We start from the raw sequence: 17,032 nt of genomic DNA on the forward strand, positions 1-17,032 counted from the left end.
ACTTCGTTGTTCGGTTTACAGCCCAGATTTTAGGCTAGCTTCAATAAATTTGTCCAAGTCGCCATCTAGCACGGCTTGAGTGTTACGCGTTTCCACGCCGGTGCGCAAATCTTTAATGCGAGAGTCATCCAATACATACGAACGTATCTGACTTCCCCAGCCGATATCTGACTTGCTGTCTTCCATCGCTTGTTTTTCGGCGTTTTGTTTTTGCAGTTCAAACTCATAAAGTTTGGCTTTCAACTGCTTCATCGCCTGATCTTTATTTTTGTGCTGCGAGCGATCGTTCTGACACTGCACCACAATGCCCGTTGGCTCGTGGGTAATACGTACCGCAGAGTCCGTTCTGTTTACGTGCTGTCCACCCGCGCCAGATGCGCGATAGGTATCTATACGTAAGTCAGACGGGTTAATGTCAATATCAATATCATCGTCAATTTCTGGGTATACAAACGCCGATGAGAACGACGTATGACGGCGGTTACCCGAGTCAAACGGTGACTTACGAACCAAACGGTGCACGCCCGTTTCTGTGCGTAGCCAACCAAACGCGTACTCACCCTGAATACGCAGGGTCGCACTTTTTATACCGGCCACATCACCGTCTGATACTTCAATAAGTTCAGTTTTAAAACCGTGGGCTTCGCCCCAACGCAAATACATGCGAAGCAGCATATTGGCCCAATCTTGCGCCTCCGTGCCACCAGAGCCCGACTGAATATCAATATAGCAGTCGTTTTCATCATTCGGGCCAGAAAACATACGGCGAAACTCAAGCACCTCTAGTTGTTCAATTAAGCCTTCAAGTTCACTTTGGGCCTCAACGAATGTATCTTCGTCTTCAGCCTCTACCGCCAACTCCACAAGACCTTCAACGTCTTCTGTGCCTTGGTCGAGTTTATGGATCGTTTCAACGATTTGCTCTAGGGCTACTTTCTCTTTGCCAAGTGCCTGCGCTCTGTCTGGCTCGTTCCAAACGTCAGGGCTTTCTAATTCTCGGCTAACTTCTTCTAAACGCTCTGACTTTGCATCAAAGTCAAAGATACCCCCTAAGCGCGTCGGTGCGCTCGCGGATATCTTTTATCGCATTCGTAACGGGGTTTATTTCAAACATAGTCCGCTTATTTCGTTAAAAATTTAAGACCGCGGATAGTACCGAATTTGAAGGAATTTTGATAGGGGTTGGCGCAAATATTGCGACACTGTTTTACGTGAGCCTATGTGCATTTTTCGACCACTTCCGATGAGGTGAACAATTTTACCGTTCAGTGGCGCACAACACGCATTGGTTAAACGGTCAGAGCCCATAAGAATAAACTTATAAAGCATTTAACGCTTCGTTGCATCTTAACGTAGTGCACTGGTTTAGCACATTCTCGCTTTCCTCAAGGGTGCAGTGCAAACTTTACCGTCGTTATGAACGACAAGTGGAAAAATAATAGGAAAAGTATGTCGTTAAATAATTTGTCTTATGCTGTTATCGGAGTACTGCTTGGCCTCTTAGTATTGGCATTAGGCCAACTTGTTGACTGTCAGAATTTAGCCGGCGCAACCATGTCGTTACAATGCCCCAACGGCGCACCTATTTCAAAACTATGGCTGGTCACTTCAATGCTAATAGCGGGAAGTGGTATCGCCGCTTGGCTATTTCGAAACCGCAACTTCTAAGCGCGTTGTGATATTTCAAGCGCATTGCAATCTGCCGAACGTAATTTAACTAAATACACTTACGTTTTTTCAATTACAAACTGCAGCGCGTATAGGTAGGTTACAGAGCGCGTAAAGGAGGCGAGCCCCTTTATGCGCAGCAGTGTTCACCTTGTTACGTTTACGGCTATTTAGCAAACGTATAATCCGTATAGCCTTTCTCACCGCCCACAAATCACTTTTGCATTTTTCGCAAAAGTATTAGCCCATTTCGACGACGTTACACCAAAAATTCACTATCACCTCTTGACGCAGAAAATTTTAAGCTTACACTTGTGCGCTGAATTAGCGTACAACTGTACGCTTAAATATTTCATCCTTTTTTGTATTGAAAATATTCCGACGTTAAATAGGTGTGATTTCTACATTGAGACTATTACTAGATAAATTTACTGATCGCATATTCCACCACGGCTCTTGGAAGGGCTATTGGGAAGTACTGATTCAGCAAATTAAACCCGCATGGCGCGATGGGTATTTCAGAGCCAGAGTTATAACAGTAAGCAGCTTAAGCACGGATACGCTCGAGGTGGTACTTAAGCCAGATAGTTCGTGGCCCACTCATACCGCGGGGCAACATATCGCGTTGACCATAGAGATTAATGGCAGGCTCACCACCCGCGTATTTACCATAGCAAGTGGTGCTAATACCTACCAAAGAGACAAGCAGATCCGCTTGGTGACTAAGGTAAAAGCCCAGGGCGCGCTAACACCTTACCTTCGTGCTTGTGTGCCTAATCAATGGGTTAATATCTCGGCCCCCATGGGAGAGTTTGTATGGCCTAAGACAGAAAAACCTCTACTTATGATTGCGGGCGGTTCGGGCATTACCCCTTTCATTGCCATGCTTGACGATGCCATTAACAATGCACAGGTAAATCAAAAATCGGTGCATTTACTTTATTTTGCCAAGCCCAATGAACACGTACTGCTTAATGAGCTTTCTGCCTTCAGTAAACGCTGTGAACACTTCACCTATGATATTTTAACTAAGCAAAGAGATGGCGATGTAGAAGCCCATTTGTCTTACTTTGCCGATGCACACTGGTTAGTGTGTGGCCCACATGCCATGTTCGAGCAAGTTGAAAATTATGCAAAGACGATTAGCGCGCCTGTTTCAAGCGAGCATTTCGCTGCGCTTCCAGTGGTAAGCAGCACAAGCCTTACCGAAAGCGAAACTTTCTCGTTGGTTCACAATGGCCAGTCTTTGACTATCGATAATCAGCAAACCCTACTTTTGCAGCTTCAACAAGCAGAACAACCTGTGACCTATGGCTGCGGCATGGGAATTTGTCATCAGTGCCAATGTGTTAAGAAAAGGGGCGTAGTAAGGGATACCCGTACTGGCGAACTTTCAGATAGCGCAGAGCAACTTATTCAGTTGTGTGTATCACAAGCCGTTACCGATGTGGAGATTCAACTATGAACACTAACGTTGCAATAGACAATCAGCACCGTGAAGAAGCCATCGAACAAGCGCATTTTCCGATAAGTGAAACCAAAGCAATTCGGTCAACGAGCACTGAAGAGAAACCGAACTACGAGATACTTGCCGCACAGCTTGATGAAATAAAAGCTGACATTAAACGAAAAGTGGGTGCTGAAGATGCGGCCTATATCCGACGTATTATTCTTGTTCAGCGAATTTGCGAGTGGAGCGGACGGATACTTTTAATGTTGGGGTTCATTCAACCGCTGCTCTGGGTTGCCGGCGTATTGAGTTTAGCTACAGCAAAAATTCTCGATAACATGGAAATAGGCCACAACGTAATGCACGGCCAGTACGACTGGATGAACGACAAACACATTAATTCGAAAGGCTATGAGTGGGATATTGCCTGCGATGGTGCGAGCTGGAATCGCGTTCATAATTACGAGCATCACACCTATACCAATATTATTGGGAAAGACAGAGACTTTGGCTACGGCTTGCTTCGTTTATCTAACGATTTTAGATGGCGTGTAAAAAACCTATGGCAGTTTGCGACTTACATCGTACTTAGTGTTTTATTTCAGTGGGGTGTGTCGTATCACGAAATGGCCGCTGAGCGGGTCTTTTTTGGAAAAAAGAAGGACAACCGTAAGAACCAAGTTACCCATAATGAACTTAAGAAACGCTTTTTTAGTAAAGGCGCACGTCAGTTAGTAAAAGATTATGTACTATTTCCTTTGTTAGCCGGGCCGTTATTTTTATGGGTATTTACCGGTAACCTTATCGCCAATTTGTTACGCAATTTATGGACATCTACCATTATCTTTTGCGGCCATTTCACTGGTGATGTGGAAACGTTTAAAGAAGAAGATTGTATTAATGAAACCCGAGGGCAATGGTACTACCGACAAGCGCTGGGCTCGTCGAACATCAAGGGCGGTAACCTGTTTCACGTGCTTACTGGGCATTTAAGCTTTCAAATTGAGCACCACCTGTTTCCAGATATCCCAGCAAGACGCTACCGAGAGATGGCGCCCAAGGTAAAAGCCGTATTCGAAGAACACGGCATGCACTACAACACTGGCGGCTTTTTAAAACAATACGCCAGCGTGTTAAAACGCATTATTCGCTACTCTTTCCCTTAACCAGTTGAAACCCTAACCAGCCGGCCATGGCGCTTGCGCTGGTTAGGCACGTGCCCCACGCCCAATCAATCAACATGATAAACAAAGTAAAACCTTCAATAATGCTGTACGCCGTTAAATTGTAGGCGCCATAACTGGCCAACCCTAGAAGCGCGCCATCGATCCCAGCATAAAGTAACGACTTATCTCTGTTCGCCACTACAGCAAGTACAAACACCACACATCCATACATGAGGTAAAAAACCACCCAAGGCCACGTGATAAATTGACTTCTAAGCAGAGGAGCCATTTCACTTTGATACCAGCCATCCGCAATAACGCCAAGCCACAAGAAGTCGAGCACACCAAAACACACAAAGATTGCAATTAACGACACGGCGATGTTTTTCGCAAAGCGAATGATGTTGGAAAGCATGGAACCTATCCCTGTAAATAAGCAAATTTCGGATGCAAGTGATTTAAAATATGAATACGCAAGTGTTGCACCATAAGCGCACCGCGAGAATGCTAAACCTTAAAAAAACAAATCCACACTTTACTTAAAACTTACACTGGGTGCTGCAACTAAAGAGGCGTTTGAATCTCAAAGTGACGTGGTTCAAATAAGCATTAAATAAAATGAATAAAACACTATTAGCAATAACGACCTCTTTGATTGTCAGTGCGTGCGCTCATAGGCCACCACCTTTAGACATGGATGAAATATTTTTTGAAACGAAGATCAAGCAAGACGGTACCAAGCTCTTCGCCTTTAGCATTCCGTTAATGCAGCATCGTGACGGTGCCAAAGGTGGCGGTAAAGGCAGCCGTGGTCAGGGAGGCGAACGAAGTGGTCGTGGCGGCCGCCAAGGACAGGAAAGTCGCGAAGGCTCGTCACATAGCAGCGATAGAATGACTGAGCAACTTTATACATCTCTAGATGAGAAACTGGATGAGACCGGTTACTGCCAAACGGGCTTTCTAGAAATAGATACACACCAAACCGAAGATAGGCTTCACCTATTAGGTGAGTGCAATGAAACGGCGAGCGAACTGGACAAAATCGAGTTCCCCAACGTTAATTAACACCGCGTTGTTGTGAAGCGCATTGCCGGTGGCGTGCGCTTCATTCAACGTTCGTTTGCTAAACAACCTCTTAGTCAACACACAAGGTATGCTCCACAACGCCGTTAGACACATAGGCCCTACAGCCGAATAAGTCCGTACTTTCTAAACACACGCCGCGCGCCTTTTCTCCCGCTTCCATGTTATTGTTTTCCGTAACACAAGCCACTTCGCACTCGCTGCTGTCATTACACGCATTACCAGCATCGGTTGCTGGTAGCACACAAGCATGCGCCTGCTGTCGGCCTACTTTCTTCCAGTTACCACCGTGTTTATCGCACACTTTTTCAGACTCAATGGAATAGGCCTGCTGCACCAAAGGCAATGAGGTATCAACGACTTGCTCTAATCTTTCGACGTCTTCAACACTCGCGATTGGCTCATCAATAGGTTCTGGGGGCTGAGCGCCACAAGCAGACAAGGCTGCACACACGCCTGCTATCAACCAGATCCTAAAACGCTTCTGTGCTCTACTGCTTGCTTGTTTCATTTTTTCTCTCAATTTATTTTACTTTCTAAACCACTACTATTTAAGCCCTACACTACTTAAGACCTAATTTAATTAAGACCGCTGCTACTTATGACAACCGCTATTAGATAAGTTCTTATTTTGTCGATAAATCCTTATTTGCTTATTGCGCTATGCCTAATAAATTATCAAACCTATGAAATTTTAGTGCTACCTCGACGGGTCTCTACATACACTTCGCAAAACTAGCAGTATTTACGGACGCTTTATGACACTAAACCAAACCGAAAACATGGTCACCGCATTGCTCACTTTTAGCTTTGCAGTTCTTGGCCTAACATTTTTATTGGGTGCAAACCCCAATGCACTTATCGCTACATTTAATTTCTACTCGTTAGACTCTGTGTTGAGCGAGAGTGCCCTTGGTGCTTTTTCTGGTATCGCGTTGCTGTTGCTACCGTTAATGACCATTGCAGCACGTTTTAACCTTGTTTCAGCAAAAGCAGTAACACTATATGCCACTTTTGTAACGGCCATTCCATTGCTGACGTTATTATCACCAACGAGATGGATGGCCGATTTAGGGGGCTTCCCGATTATTGGCAGCGGTCAAGGCATCATTAAGTACTTCGCAGTATTACCGCTTTTCCTATTCTTGTTTTATCGCGAAAAATTTTCACACAAGCAACTGACATACCTTAACTTTGCTCCTGTAGCCATGGTCTTATTATGGATAGGTGGCATGAAGTTTTTCGAGTTTGAAGCTAATGCGATTGTGGGGCTAGTTGAAACATCACCGTTTATGTCGTGGCTATATGCTGTGTTTAGCGTTCAAGGGGCATCGAATGTAATTGGTGGGTTTGATGTCCTCTTTGCACTGCTATTGGGTGCGGGCATCTTTACTAAGAACAAGCTGATGATCATTGCGAGCGGACTGGCTTGTTTATCGGCTTTTCTAATGACACAAACGTTTTTGTTTACTGTACCGGATACCTTTAACAGCACGACTATCGTCAATCGCCTAGGTCAGTTCGTTATTAAAGACCTTTGGTTTGTCGCTAATCTTGCTGTGGTGGCTTACTTTACGCTGTTCGAGGCAGTTTCACGAGAACGCGAAGAAGCGCAGTTGGGTCAATCGCCACAGTAAAGCTTTACGGCAAAGTCAGGTTAAAGATGTTGTAGTAATTAACCACTACCTCACTTATCGTTTATTCGAAAATGGTCACTTGATTGCGGCCATTTTCTTTTGCAGTATAAAGTGCTTGGTCGGCATGGGTTAACATTCTGTCGTGATCTCTCGCGCCATTTGCACTTGCTACACCAATACTGATTGTGACTTTCAGCGTTTGCGCTATAAAACTGAAATCATGTGCTGCCACGATTTTTCGAACATGATCCATAGCTACCCTTGCATTTATCAAGTCATATTCGGGTAACAACACAGTAAACTCTTCGCCGCCCCACCTTGCACATTTAGCATAATGCGGAACTTCGCGATTTAATATACGGGCCACCTCAGTTATGACTTTATCTCCTACTAAGTGAGAGTACTGATCATTTACCTGTTTAAAATGGTCGATATCGATAACGGCAAGACATAGAGGAGTTTGTTTCGCTTTAGCCTCTTCAAAATATTGTACAAGCCAGCGGTCGAATGCTCGTCTATTTGCAATACCCGTTAGATCATCATGAGTTGCTTGGAACTCGAACCGCTTGGTTTGTAATTCTAGTGATCTGGTTTGTTCATCGACCCTTTGTTTTAAAATCATTTCTGATTTTTTCAAGTGATGAAAACGTACTTTATAAAGTGCATAGATAACAAAACAGAAGAAAAGAAAAACCGAGAATTTAAAAGCAAATGTCTGATAAATACTGGGTAGCACGCGAATAGAAAATGGTGACGTAATCTCTTGCCAGGGACCACCAATATAACGAGCACGTACTTTAAACTGATAACGACCAGGTGCTAAATTAGTGTATTCAGTCATTCTAAATTGATGACGGTTAACCCAATCTTGGTCATATCCTACTAACATAGCCTGATACTCTATACGCGAAGGCATAGCGAATCCCAACCCTGCATACTGAAACGCAACTCGCGTGGTTAACGGCGTTACGTCTACTTCCCTTTTATCCGTATCAAATTGCTGGTCAGCACCGTCCAGTAGTACCGCCTCTATACTTACCGGAATAGGGAATTCACTCAACATGGCAAGGTTTGCAGGCGTTACTGTGGCGAGCCCTTTCGCAGTAGGAAGCCAAACATTTCCGTCTACATCGACAAACTGAGATGGCTGTGACCCACCATTGATTTGAATACTCGCCAGGCCATTTTCTTCTTTAAAATGCTCAAATTCCAATAAAGCACTTGGATGTGTCAGACACTCCTTAAGACTTGATAGTGAAGTGAGAATGACCCCTTGGTTTGAACTTAGCCATACACCGCTGTTGTGATCTATACCGATTGAAAACAGTTTATCTACGGGAAGCCCCTGCGACTTTTCGATTACACTAAGTGCCTTTGTAGCATTGTCAAAATACGCAAGGCCTCGATCGGTTGTAATCCAAGTTCCCTTTTCAACGACGCTAAAACTGAACGCGTGCTGCGCATCTGAATGTTCAGGAAACGAAACTGCGTGCACAATACCCTGTTGGATATAGGCGAGCCCTATCCCTGTAGCAATCCAGATTCGTCCTTCACGATCTTCTGCCAAGCCCATCGAAAAATGGGCAGGTAGCCCATTTTGTTCATTGAAATGGCTTAGCTTTCCATCTGGCGTTTGTTGAACTACACCTTGCGCCGTGGCATACCAAACACTGTTATCACTCGCTAAAAGAATGGCCCTTACTTCATTACTCGGTAACCCTAAATGTCTATTGAGGTAAGGAGTAAGTTGGTCATTTTCATATCGCAGCACACCTTTTGTATAGGTGCCAACTAACGTTACCTCTTCAGTTACCGCTGCCAAACTGAGTACAGAAAAAGCTTCACCCGTAGTGAGCGATGCGCTGGAAAACGCATCATTGGAAAATATATCTAATCCAGCACTTCCACCTGCTAAAAGTTTGCCATCAGACGTTTGCAAAACAGTTCGCAAAAAGTCTCCACTCATTCCTTGGCTTTGCGAGAATGTGGTAAATAGCGCACGACGCAGCCTAAACAAACCACCATTAGTGCCAATCCAGATATTTTTTTCCAAATCTTCAAGCAGTGAAAAAACGCGGTTATTGGGAAGACCTGCTGTCGCATCCAGTTTTTCTAGGCCTAAGTCACTTAGACGATAAAGGCCATGATTGATGGTGCCTACCCAAATGCTATTTTGATGATCAAGCAAAATACTACTAATTGATTTGTCGGCAAGTGAGCTGTGAAGTAGCGCGAAGGTTCCGTTTCTTTGCTGCCAAACACCGTGTTCCGTGCCAACTAAAACACGTTTTTTGCTATCAAGAGCGAGAGTAAATGATGGACCAGACAGTATGTTGTGGTCGGGTACAGCTAGCTGAAATTTATCGTTTATGTATTTGAATAAGCCTTGATTTGTTGCAAACCAGATTACTCCAAATCCGTCTTCGATTATGCGGTAAGCACTCGAATTTACAATGTATTCTTTTTGCGTGCCATCAGGCGTTCTCATTGCAATCCCCGTGTCTTCCAGCGCAAACCACAACACGTTATTACTGTCTCTGAACGCATGATTAACCATTGCAGGCAGGGGCGCTTGAGCATGCCACTGCTCTGCGATAAGCGACGTTACACCGCCTCGGTTTCCTGCCACCAGTAGCTCGTCGCGGGGCTTGTTGTAATACAAGCTTCGAATGCCGGAGTCTGGTAATCCTGTTTGCGCGCCGCGGGTAAATACAGTGAACTGCTGACCATTAAACCGAGCTACACCTTCCCAAGTACCCGCCCATAGATACCCATTGGACGTTTGTGCTAATGCGTGAATACTATTGTGAGGAAGCCCGTCTTTCGTTCCCCACGATTGAGGGAAATACCGGTTGAGCGGCATGAGCTGAGAAGACTCTACCGAAAAGCCATCTATGGGTATCACCCACAGCAAACACATCACAAAAGTGAGAGACACAAACTTCAATGGCTTCTCGGTACATTATTAGATAGACGATGTAATAATACCTCTATCTATTAACTAACACAAAAATTGTGGTTTTTAGTTATCTTCGGTCAACGACAAGCTAATCCAGACTAACCTGTGATCTGAGCTGGCAGCACGGTCTCTAACTAATCGATACAGGTCACTGGTTTTTGCAGGCCAGAAAACGCCAGCATCGTTCACATCGAAGCCAAATCGAGATGGCAAAACATAGTCAGCTCTTGCTCCCCAGTAAGCAGTAAAGCGATTACTGAATTTAGCGCCAGATGCGCCCGCACCACCGGCACTTGTAGGAATGATGTCATTATTAACTAACGGGTGTTCGGTCAATTGTTCTATTACGCCCTCGCGGTGTTTGTTACCGATATCGGCAGCATTAAAATCGCCTAAAAGTACAAAGCGCGTATTGGTTTCTAAACTGACTTTCTCACCCCTGTCATCGTAGATATAGGCGCCTTTGTCAGGAGAAAGGTAATCCGCCATCAGCCTTATTTCATCGAAATTGCGCTTTCCGTTTCTGTCTTCGTTTCCATCAAAATTAGGTGGTGTTGGGTGCATGGCTAACACATGTACGGTCTTATCACCCACTTTAATTGGTACGTCCCAGTGAGACTTTGAGCTTAACCTCAATGCCGCCCATTCATTCACATCGTACCAAGGGGTGCCATTGTCCACACTGCCATTTTCATCAGGAATAATAGGTACTTGGGGATGGGGCATATGGTGCCATTTGAATTTCTGAAAGGTACGGATACTATCAACATCAATAGGGTATTTTGACAAAAGCGCCATGCCATATTGCCCGGGATAAAGCCCAAAGCCGTATGCATCGCCACCAAAACCTTCTGCTTTGCCATTATTGTCTAAGTCGAAGGTGGTGGGCTCGCCCGTGTTTACTGGCGCTACGTACGTGTAAGGGTAGTCAACCGGTTCAAGCCCTTGCTGAGAAACGTTCAGGTAGTTTTCCATAAAAGCCTCTATGCCTATACGTTTATCTGCAATGTAATCAAACTCATTCAGCAATAAAATATCAGGGTTAACACGCTGAATAATTTCAGCAATATTTTTAACTTGAGGGTACTCACCTGTAGACAGAACATGCTGAAGTACTTTGTCGCTCGGCTTCATGCCTAAGGCTTTGTAGTTAGTCGCCTCCATGCTTACATTAAATGTAGCAACTTTTAGCATTTGCTCTTCTTTCGAATAAGCCAACGTAGATACCCATAACGCGGGTATAAGAGGTGTGGCAAAGAAAAGCGCCCTAATTTTCATGTTGTTACCTTTTAATAAAGTCGTTTGCTAACGATACCAATATAGATGAGGATTCTGAACTTTTTTGTACTGAAGAATAGCTAGGGTCTGTTTAGCGTTAGGTGCAATGAACCTTACCTAAAGTTACCTTCCTTTCGGCTATTTTTTTGCCCTTGTCTTCACAACCTTGAGTTAGCTTTAATCTCTTAAACTCTCGCGCTAGCATAATTTTAAAAAATTATTTTACCATTAAAACTATTAATGCAATGAAATTGCACAAAAACAACCATACAGTGGATTAATAGATTAAATTGCTCGTATTGTACTGATATTCTTTTTCTAACGTTTAGAGAGTACAGATCCCCTGAACTTTAACTGCAGCGCGTATTTTTAAGGGGTGAGCAAGAATTTAATAGAAAGAGAGATGTGTTATGAACAGCTGGGTTTCAAAAGCGATTAATACCATCAATGCAGATTATCAGCGCTCTGCAGACACCCATTTGATAAAACTTGAGCAAATAGCATTTCAAGGCATCGACATCTATCTTAAAGATGAAAGCACCCACCCTACGGGCAGCTTAAAACACCGCTTGGCCCGCTCCCTTTTTCTGTACGCCCTGTGTAATGGAAAAATTGTAGAGGGAACGACTGTGGTAGAGGCATCTTCAGGCAGCACGGCCGTGTCTGAAGCTTACTTTGCTAAAATGATTGGCGTGCCGTTTGTTGCCGTCATGCCTAAGTCTACCGCCCAGAGTAAAATAGCGCTTATTGAACGCTACGGTGGTCAGTGTCATTTCGTCGACTGCCCTACACAAATGCACTGCGAAGCCACTAAGGTAGCGAAAGAACTTAACGGCTATTTTATGGATCAGTTCCTTTACGCAGAACGCGCTACAGACTGGCGCGGTAATAACAATATTGCTGAAAGTATTTTTGAGCAGATGAAAGCCGAGCCCCACCCGGTACCACACACTGTGGTTATGAGTGCAGGAACAGGCGGAACCTCAGCAACCATAGGCCGCTACATACGATACAAAGGCCTCTCTTCAAAACTCGTTGTAGTAGACCCAGAATTCAGTGTGTTTTTTGATAGCTTCAAAAATAAGGATCATACACTTACCGCTACCCGCGGAAGCCGCATAGAGGGGATTGGACGCCCTAAAGTGGAAGCTTCTTTTCAGCACGACGTTATAGACGACATGATTGCGGTTCCCGATGCGGCCAGTATTGCTACTATGCATTGGTTAAACAGTACCATGGGAATAAAAGCCGGCCCCTCTACCGGTACCAACTTATGGGGCGCGCTAAGTATTGCCGAACGAATGAAGCAACAGGGTGAAACGGGGTCAATAGTTACGCTTATGTGTGACAGCGGGGAAAGGTATGGCGACACTTATTACAATGCACAGTGGGTACTAAACAATATTGGTTGTACAAGTGTATTTACTGACAAACTAGAAAGTATCGAAAGCTGAATTAAAACTAACTCAGCTGGGTTTACACTATAAGCTGCTACTTAAAGTGCTGGCACGCTATATGTCGTGCAGCACTTTATTCAAATTATGTATCACTATACATTAGCGATAGACTTGTAATAGAAAAAGCTTACGAAGCCATGATGAAAATAAAGATGAAAATAAAGAACTTTATTCGCCGCAGTGTGGCGTTAACTGCACTATTGGCTACCCACAACGCCTTTGCTACTAATGCACCGAACGCTGAAGCCGTTAGCACCAGCAGTACTAATACAGTTGCAAGTTCCTTAACAGGCACTTCTAACAACAATTACGAAAGCGTTTTTGCCAATCTTGCACTTCACTGCATTCACCAAGAATTTCCGAATGTAGTAAAACACATGATGAATAGTGCCGACGACGTTAAAGCGCCTAATAAGCTGTACCCTGCATTTTACGGTTGTTTAGACTGGCATTCGTCGGTTCATGGCCATTGGCTTTTAGTAAGAATGTTAAACACAGCGAAAGACGCGGTGAATAGAGATGAGATCATTGAAAAGCTAAATATCAGCTTTACGACAGAAAACATTCGAGGTGAATTGGCAAGTCTTAACCGTGAAAATAATGCGTCGTTCGAGCGCCCCTATGGCCTCGCTTGGTTCCTACAATTAACCGCGGAACTTCGTCAATCATCAATTCCAGAAGCAAAGATCTGGTTGGACACGCTACTACCGCTTGAAGAAGAAATTGTGGCGAGAGTAAGTGCCTGGCTACCCAAACTGGCTTATCCAATCCGAACCGGTGAACACAGTCAAACCGCCTTTGCTTTTGGCCTAATGTTAGACTGGGCGAAAATATCAGGTAATAAAGAGTTTGAAGCACTGCTTACATCTAGAGTAAAAGAATATTACCAAGCTGATAAGCAATGCCCCCTAGCCTACGAGCCTTCAGGACAGGATTTTCTATCACCGTGTTTGGCCGAAGCCGACCTAATGCGCCGAGTAATGGCTAAACATGAATACAGCCAATGGCTTTCAGCATTCTTTCCTAGCCTCACAGCTAGCACATCAAATTGGCTAGCGCCTGCGACTGTGACGGACAAAACGGATGGTAAGCTCGCTCACCTAGACGGGCTGAATATCAGCCGTGCGTGGATGATTGAAGGCATTATAAGCGCTTTACCAGACGATGACGCACGCTTAACGGTACTGAAGAAAACGCTAAAAGCACACCGTGAAGCAGGATTAAACGCTGTGTTTGGCGATATGCACTACATGGGCAGCCACTGGCTTGGCAGCTTTGCCAGCTACCTAGAAACTCAACGTGGTATAAAATAATTCAGACGTAAAAGTGAGAAATCAAACCAAGCAAGCCGCACTCAATTAAGCGGCTTGCTGTCGGCACCGAACACTACATTAATACAGAGAGTTCGGAATATAACACGTTAATTGATGTCGCCTGCATCGGGTACTCTTACACTTGAGAGCTTCACAAGCTTTTGAAGAATTGCGAGTAAAAGTAGGTTCTGAAACTCAGGTTCTGTTAAGAGCGAGAACCCTTCTTTTGAAATGATACTCTCAAAGAGAGAAATAATATTTATTGCCGCAAGAAACCAAAATGCTACGTGGCTGTAATTTTTCTTATCCATGATTATTTGCCTTTGTCCATGCTTAAATAAAACTAAAGAAGCAGGCCTAAGCCTGCTTTAATTACACTAAGGAACTTGAGGTTTTGTGCACGTGCACTGAGCTAGACTATGACATCAAACCAAATTTAACCACTGACCATGGGACGTGTTTTGCGTAGTTTTTTCGAACTAAAGCTTCGACGGGTCGCTCTAGCCATTATACTCATCTGCCATTAGGCCAGTTTACCTGCCAACTCAGCGGTCTCTTTACCCAAATTCTTAAGTTGCTTTATCGTTTTTTCATCGGTAATTACGCCGTCTTCCACGAGCGTATTTACCTTTGCGATAGCTTTTTGATTTGGCAGCACCATAGTACCTAGGTTTTCAAGCAACATTCTAAGTACCACCAGCACGCGCATTCCGCCTAATCCACCGGCCGACGCGGCCATGATGCCCGCCACTTTACCGCGATAGGCTTGCAGGGGCTTTTCGCCTTCGCCCATGCGTGACGCCCAATCAATCGCATTTTTAAGCAGTGCCGGGTAGCTAGAGTTGTATTCTGGAGAAGCAATAAGAAAACCATCATGACTCATAAGTAGTTCTTTAAATGCTTGGGCCTTTTCAGGCATGCCAAACTCTGCTTCGTCGTCCTCATTAAAAATTGGCATCTGATAATCAGCCAAATCAATCACGGTTACTTCTGCGCCAGCGTCACGTGCGCCTTCAGCGGCTACGTTTACTATAGCGTGGTTGAATGAACCTTTACGGGTACTGCCTGCAAAGGCAAGGATCTTAGTCATACGGGTTTCCTGTCGTTTTTATTTGTCTAACTTATAAGAATCTATCGTCTTATCGGTTTTAATAAAAATGTAAGCATTAAAGTTTTCACCGGCAAGCTGTGTGTTTATACGTTCGTGTTAAGCATAAAAAAGGCTGACACTTCATCAATGTCAGCCTTTTTCAATATCAATAAGTACGTTGTACCGTGAGCACTACATTTTTTCTAGTGTTTCAATACCGAGTAAGGTTAATCCTTTCTCTAGCGTTTTGGCAACCAAAGCTGACAGCGCTAGACGGCTATCGCGTACTTGTGGCTCTATACCCTCTTTCAGCATTGGGCACGCTTCATAGAATGTCATGAATGCTGACGCTACATCGTAAAGGTACGTACACAACACGTGAGGCGTCGCTTCGCGCGATACCATACCAATCACTTCTTCAAACTGCATAAGCAATACGGCTAGTGCGTGCTCTTGTTTCTCAACAAGCTTGATATCTACCGGCATAGTAGCCATATCAACACCCGCTTTTCTAAACAAACTCTTCACACGGGTGTAGGCGTATTGAAGGTAAGGCGCGGTGTTACCTTCAAAGCTTAGCATGGAGTCCCAGTTAAACATGTAATCAGTCGTGCGGTTTTTAGAAAGGTCGGCGTATTTCACCGCGCCAATACCTACCTTGCGAGCGACTTCTTTAAGCTCTTCTTCGCTTAAATCGTTGTCGCGCTCAGCAATTAATTTACCTGCACGCTCAACGGCTTCATCAAGCAATTCAACCAGTTTAACCGTGCCGCCAGTACGCGTTTTAAATGGCTTACCGTCACTGCCTAGCATCATGCCAAATGGGCAGTGCTCGTAGGTTTGCTCTTCTTTCATGAAGCCTGCTTTACGGCCTACAATTTCCGTTTGCTTAAAGTGCAGCGCTTGACGCGCGTCAGTGAGAATAAGCGTACGGTCAGCGTTTAACTTGCCGCTGCGATAGCGCATTGCCGCAAGGTCCGTCGTTGCGTATAAATAGCCGCCGCCAGACTTTTGAACGATGTAAACCGCAGGATTACCTTCTTTATCAGCAAGCTCAGGTATAAACACCACCTGCGCACCTTGGTCTTCTACTGCAAGGCCTTTCGTTTTAAGGTCGCTGATTACGTTGGCCAAGTCGTCATTGTAAGCCGACTCACCCATAATATCTTTACGGGTAAGGCTTACGTTTAGCTTGTCGTACACTTCTTCAGAGTGAGTAATAGACACGTCAATGAACTTTTCCCACAGCGCCAGACATTGAGCATCGCCACCTTGTAGCTTAACTACGTATTCACGGGCGCGGTCGGCAAAACCTTCTTCTTCGTCAAAGCGTACTTTGGCTTCGCGGTAAAAGTCTTCAAGATCAGAGAGCGCTGTTTCAGCCACTTCTTCTTGCAACTTATCAGAAAGGTGCGCAAGCAACATGCCGAACTGTGTACCCCAGTCCCCCATGTGGTTTTGACGAATCACATTGTGACCCAAGAACTCGAGTACCTTAACTACTGCGTCGCCAATAATGGTGGTACGCAAGTGACCTACGTGCATTTCTTTCGCTAAGTTAGGCGATGAGTAATCTACTACAATGTTTTGCTCAGGCGACTTTGCGATGCCTAATCGAGGGTCGGTTAACGATAATTCGCACTGGTTAGCCAACCATGCGTCGTTTAAATGAACGTTGATAAAGCCAGGGCCCGCCACTTCTAGCTTGCTGGCAATATCGTCGAGCTTTACTGTCTCAACGATTTTTTCTGCGATATCACGAGGCTTTTGCTTAAGCTGCTTAGCCAGCGCCATGGCGCCATTAAACTGATATTCACCAAACTCTGGTCGAGCACTGCGCGAAACGGGTACTGGCGCATTTTCTACGCCCATCTCTTGTAGAGCTTCAGTGAAACGGTTAACTAATAGTGCATGTATATTCATAATGTATC

Annotated in this window: 15 protein-coding genes; 7 read left to right on the forward strand and 8 right to left on the reverse strand. The window is 44.6% G+C overall.

Annotation, left to right across the window (positions count from 1 at the left end):
* Window positions 1–15: 15 nt before the first annotated feature.
* Window positions 16–1,114, reverse strand: a protein-coding gene (gene prfB / locus ACTRWF_RS05255; RefSeq protein ID WP_141153572.1) for a peptide chain release factor 2 whose coding sequence is annotated in 2 segments (ribosomal slippage) — window positions 16–1,038 and window positions 1,040–1,114 — 1,098 coding nt in all. Because the reading frame shifts where the segments join, the coding sequence is not laid out codon by codon here.
* A 335-nt stretch (window positions 1,115–1,449) separates the two neighbouring features.
* On the opposite strand from prfB, the gene ACTRWF_RS05260 reads away from it, so the two are divergent.
* The 3 genes from ACTRWF_RS05260 to ACTRWF_RS05270 all read left to right on the forward strand — a co-directional run bounded on the left by ACTRWF_RS05260 (window position 1,450) and on the right by ACTRWF_RS05270 (window position 4,284).
* Window positions 1,450–1,668 carry a hypothetical protein gene (locus ACTRWF_RS05260; RefSeq protein ID WP_012517776.1) on the forward strand — a complete coding sequence of 73 codons (219 nt, stop codon included), beginning with the start codon at window positions 1,450–1,452 and terminating at the stop codon, window positions 1,666–1,668.
* A 406-nt stretch (window positions 1,669–2,074) separates the two neighbouring features.
* Window positions 2,075–3,133: an FAD-binding oxidoreductase gene (locus ACTRWF_RS05265; protein WP_462835213.1), complete on the forward strand. Its 1,059-nt coding sequence runs from the start codon at window positions 2,075–2,077 to the stop codon at window positions 3,131–3,133.
* Window positions 3,130–4,284 (forward strand): fatty acid desaturase, encoded by a 1,155-nt coding sequence (locus tag ACTRWF_RS05270; protein ID WP_462835214.1) that lies wholly within the window; start codon window positions 3,130–3,132, stop codon window positions 4,282–4,284. Before ACTRWF_RS05265 ends, ACTRWF_RS05270 begins: the two co-directional genes overlap by 4 nt.
* Here ACTRWF_RS05270 and ACTRWF_RS05275 read toward each other — a convergent pair.
* Window positions 4,262–4,699, reverse strand: a complete 438-nt coding sequence (locus ACTRWF_RS05275; protein ID WP_462835215.1) for a DUF2177 family protein — start codon at window positions 4,697–4,699, stop codon at window positions 4,262–4,264. The two genes, ACTRWF_RS05270 and ACTRWF_RS05275, sit on opposite strands and share 23 nt — an antisense overlap.
* Before the next feature lie 203 nt (window positions 4,700–4,902).
* Between ACTRWF_RS05275 and ACTRWF_RS05280 the strand changes: the two genes are divergently transcribed.
* Window positions 4,903–5,349, forward strand: a complete 447-nt coding sequence (locus ACTRWF_RS05280; RefSeq protein WP_462835216.1) for a hypothetical protein — start codon at window positions 4,903–4,905, stop codon at window positions 5,347–5,349.
* Between the two features lie 70 nt (window positions 5,350–5,419).
* On the opposite strand, the gene ACTRWF_RS05285 is transcribed toward ACTRWF_RS05280, so the two are convergent.
* Window positions 5,420–5,878 (reverse strand): hypothetical protein, encoded by a 459-nt coding sequence (locus tag ACTRWF_RS05285; protein ID WP_462835217.1) that lies wholly within the window; start codon window positions 5,876–5,878, stop codon window positions 5,420–5,422.
* Between the two features lie 247 nt (window positions 5,879–6,125).
* Between ACTRWF_RS05285 and ACTRWF_RS05290 the strand changes: the two genes are divergently transcribed.
* Window positions 6,126–7,004, forward strand: coding sequence for a DUF417 family protein (locus ACTRWF_RS05290; RefSeq protein ID WP_015066608.1), 879 nt, complete (start codon window positions 6,126–6,128; stop codon window positions 7,002–7,004).
* Between the two features lie 61 nt (window positions 7,005–7,065).
* On the opposite strand, the gene ACTRWF_RS05295 is transcribed toward ACTRWF_RS05290, so the two are convergent.
* Together ACTRWF_RS05295 and ACTRWF_RS05300 are read right to left on the reverse strand one after the other, a co-directional pair.
* Window positions 7,066–9,924, reverse strand: coding sequence for a ligand-binding sensor domain-containing diguanylate cyclase (locus ACTRWF_RS05295; RefSeq protein WP_015066607.1), 2,859 nt, complete (start codon window positions 9,922–9,924; stop codon window positions 7,066–7,068).
* Between the two features lie 102 nt (window positions 9,925–10,026).
* Entirely contained in the window at window positions 10,027–11,241 is a 1,215-nt protein-coding gene (locus ACTRWF_RS05300) for an endonuclease/exonuclease/phosphatase family protein (protein ID WP_020745573.1), read from the reverse strand.
* A gap of 410 nt (window positions 11,242–11,651) precedes the next feature.
* Here ACTRWF_RS05300 and ACTRWF_RS05305 point away from each other — a divergent pair, with 410 nt between their 5' ends.
* Both ACTRWF_RS05305 and ACTRWF_RS05310 read left to right on the forward strand, forming a co-directional pair.
* Complete coding sequence (locus ACTRWF_RS05305; RefSeq protein ID WP_462835218.1) at window positions 11,652–12,695, forward strand: pyridoxal-phosphate dependent enzyme; 1,044 nt, start codon at window positions 11,652–11,654, stop codon at window positions 12,693–12,695.
* A gap of 155 nt (window positions 12,696–12,850) precedes the next feature.
* Complete coding sequence (locus ACTRWF_RS05310; RefSeq protein ID WP_020745003.1) at window positions 12,851–14,011, forward strand: DUF2891 domain-containing protein; 1,161 nt, start codon at window positions 12,851–12,853, stop codon at window positions 14,009–14,011.
* A 107-nt stretch (window positions 14,012–14,118) separates the two neighbouring features.
* On the opposite strand, the gene ACTRWF_RS05315 is transcribed toward ACTRWF_RS05310, so the two are convergent.
* The 3 genes from ACTRWF_RS05315 to argS form a co-directional block, all read right to left on the reverse strand.
* Complete coding sequence (locus ACTRWF_RS05315; RefSeq protein ID WP_012517765.1) at window positions 14,119–14,322, reverse strand: hypothetical protein; 204 nt, start codon at window positions 14,320–14,322, stop codon at window positions 14,119–14,121.
* Between the two features lie 212 nt (window positions 14,323–14,534).
* Window positions 14,535–15,101, reverse strand: coding sequence for an NADPH-dependent FMN reductase (locus ACTRWF_RS05320; RefSeq protein WP_012517764.1), 567 nt, complete (start codon window positions 15,099–15,101; stop codon window positions 14,535–14,537).
* A 192-nt stretch (window positions 15,102–15,293) separates the two neighbouring features.
* Window positions 15,294–17,024 (reverse strand): arginine--tRNA ligase, encoded by a 1,731-nt coding sequence (argS, locus tag ACTRWF_RS05325; protein ID WP_012517761.1) that lies wholly within the window; start codon window positions 17,022–17,024, stop codon window positions 15,294–15,296.
* Window positions 17,025–17,032: the final 8 nt, after the last annotated feature.

The organism is Alteromonas sp. G5_S2_22_S1 (assembly GCF_054968525.1).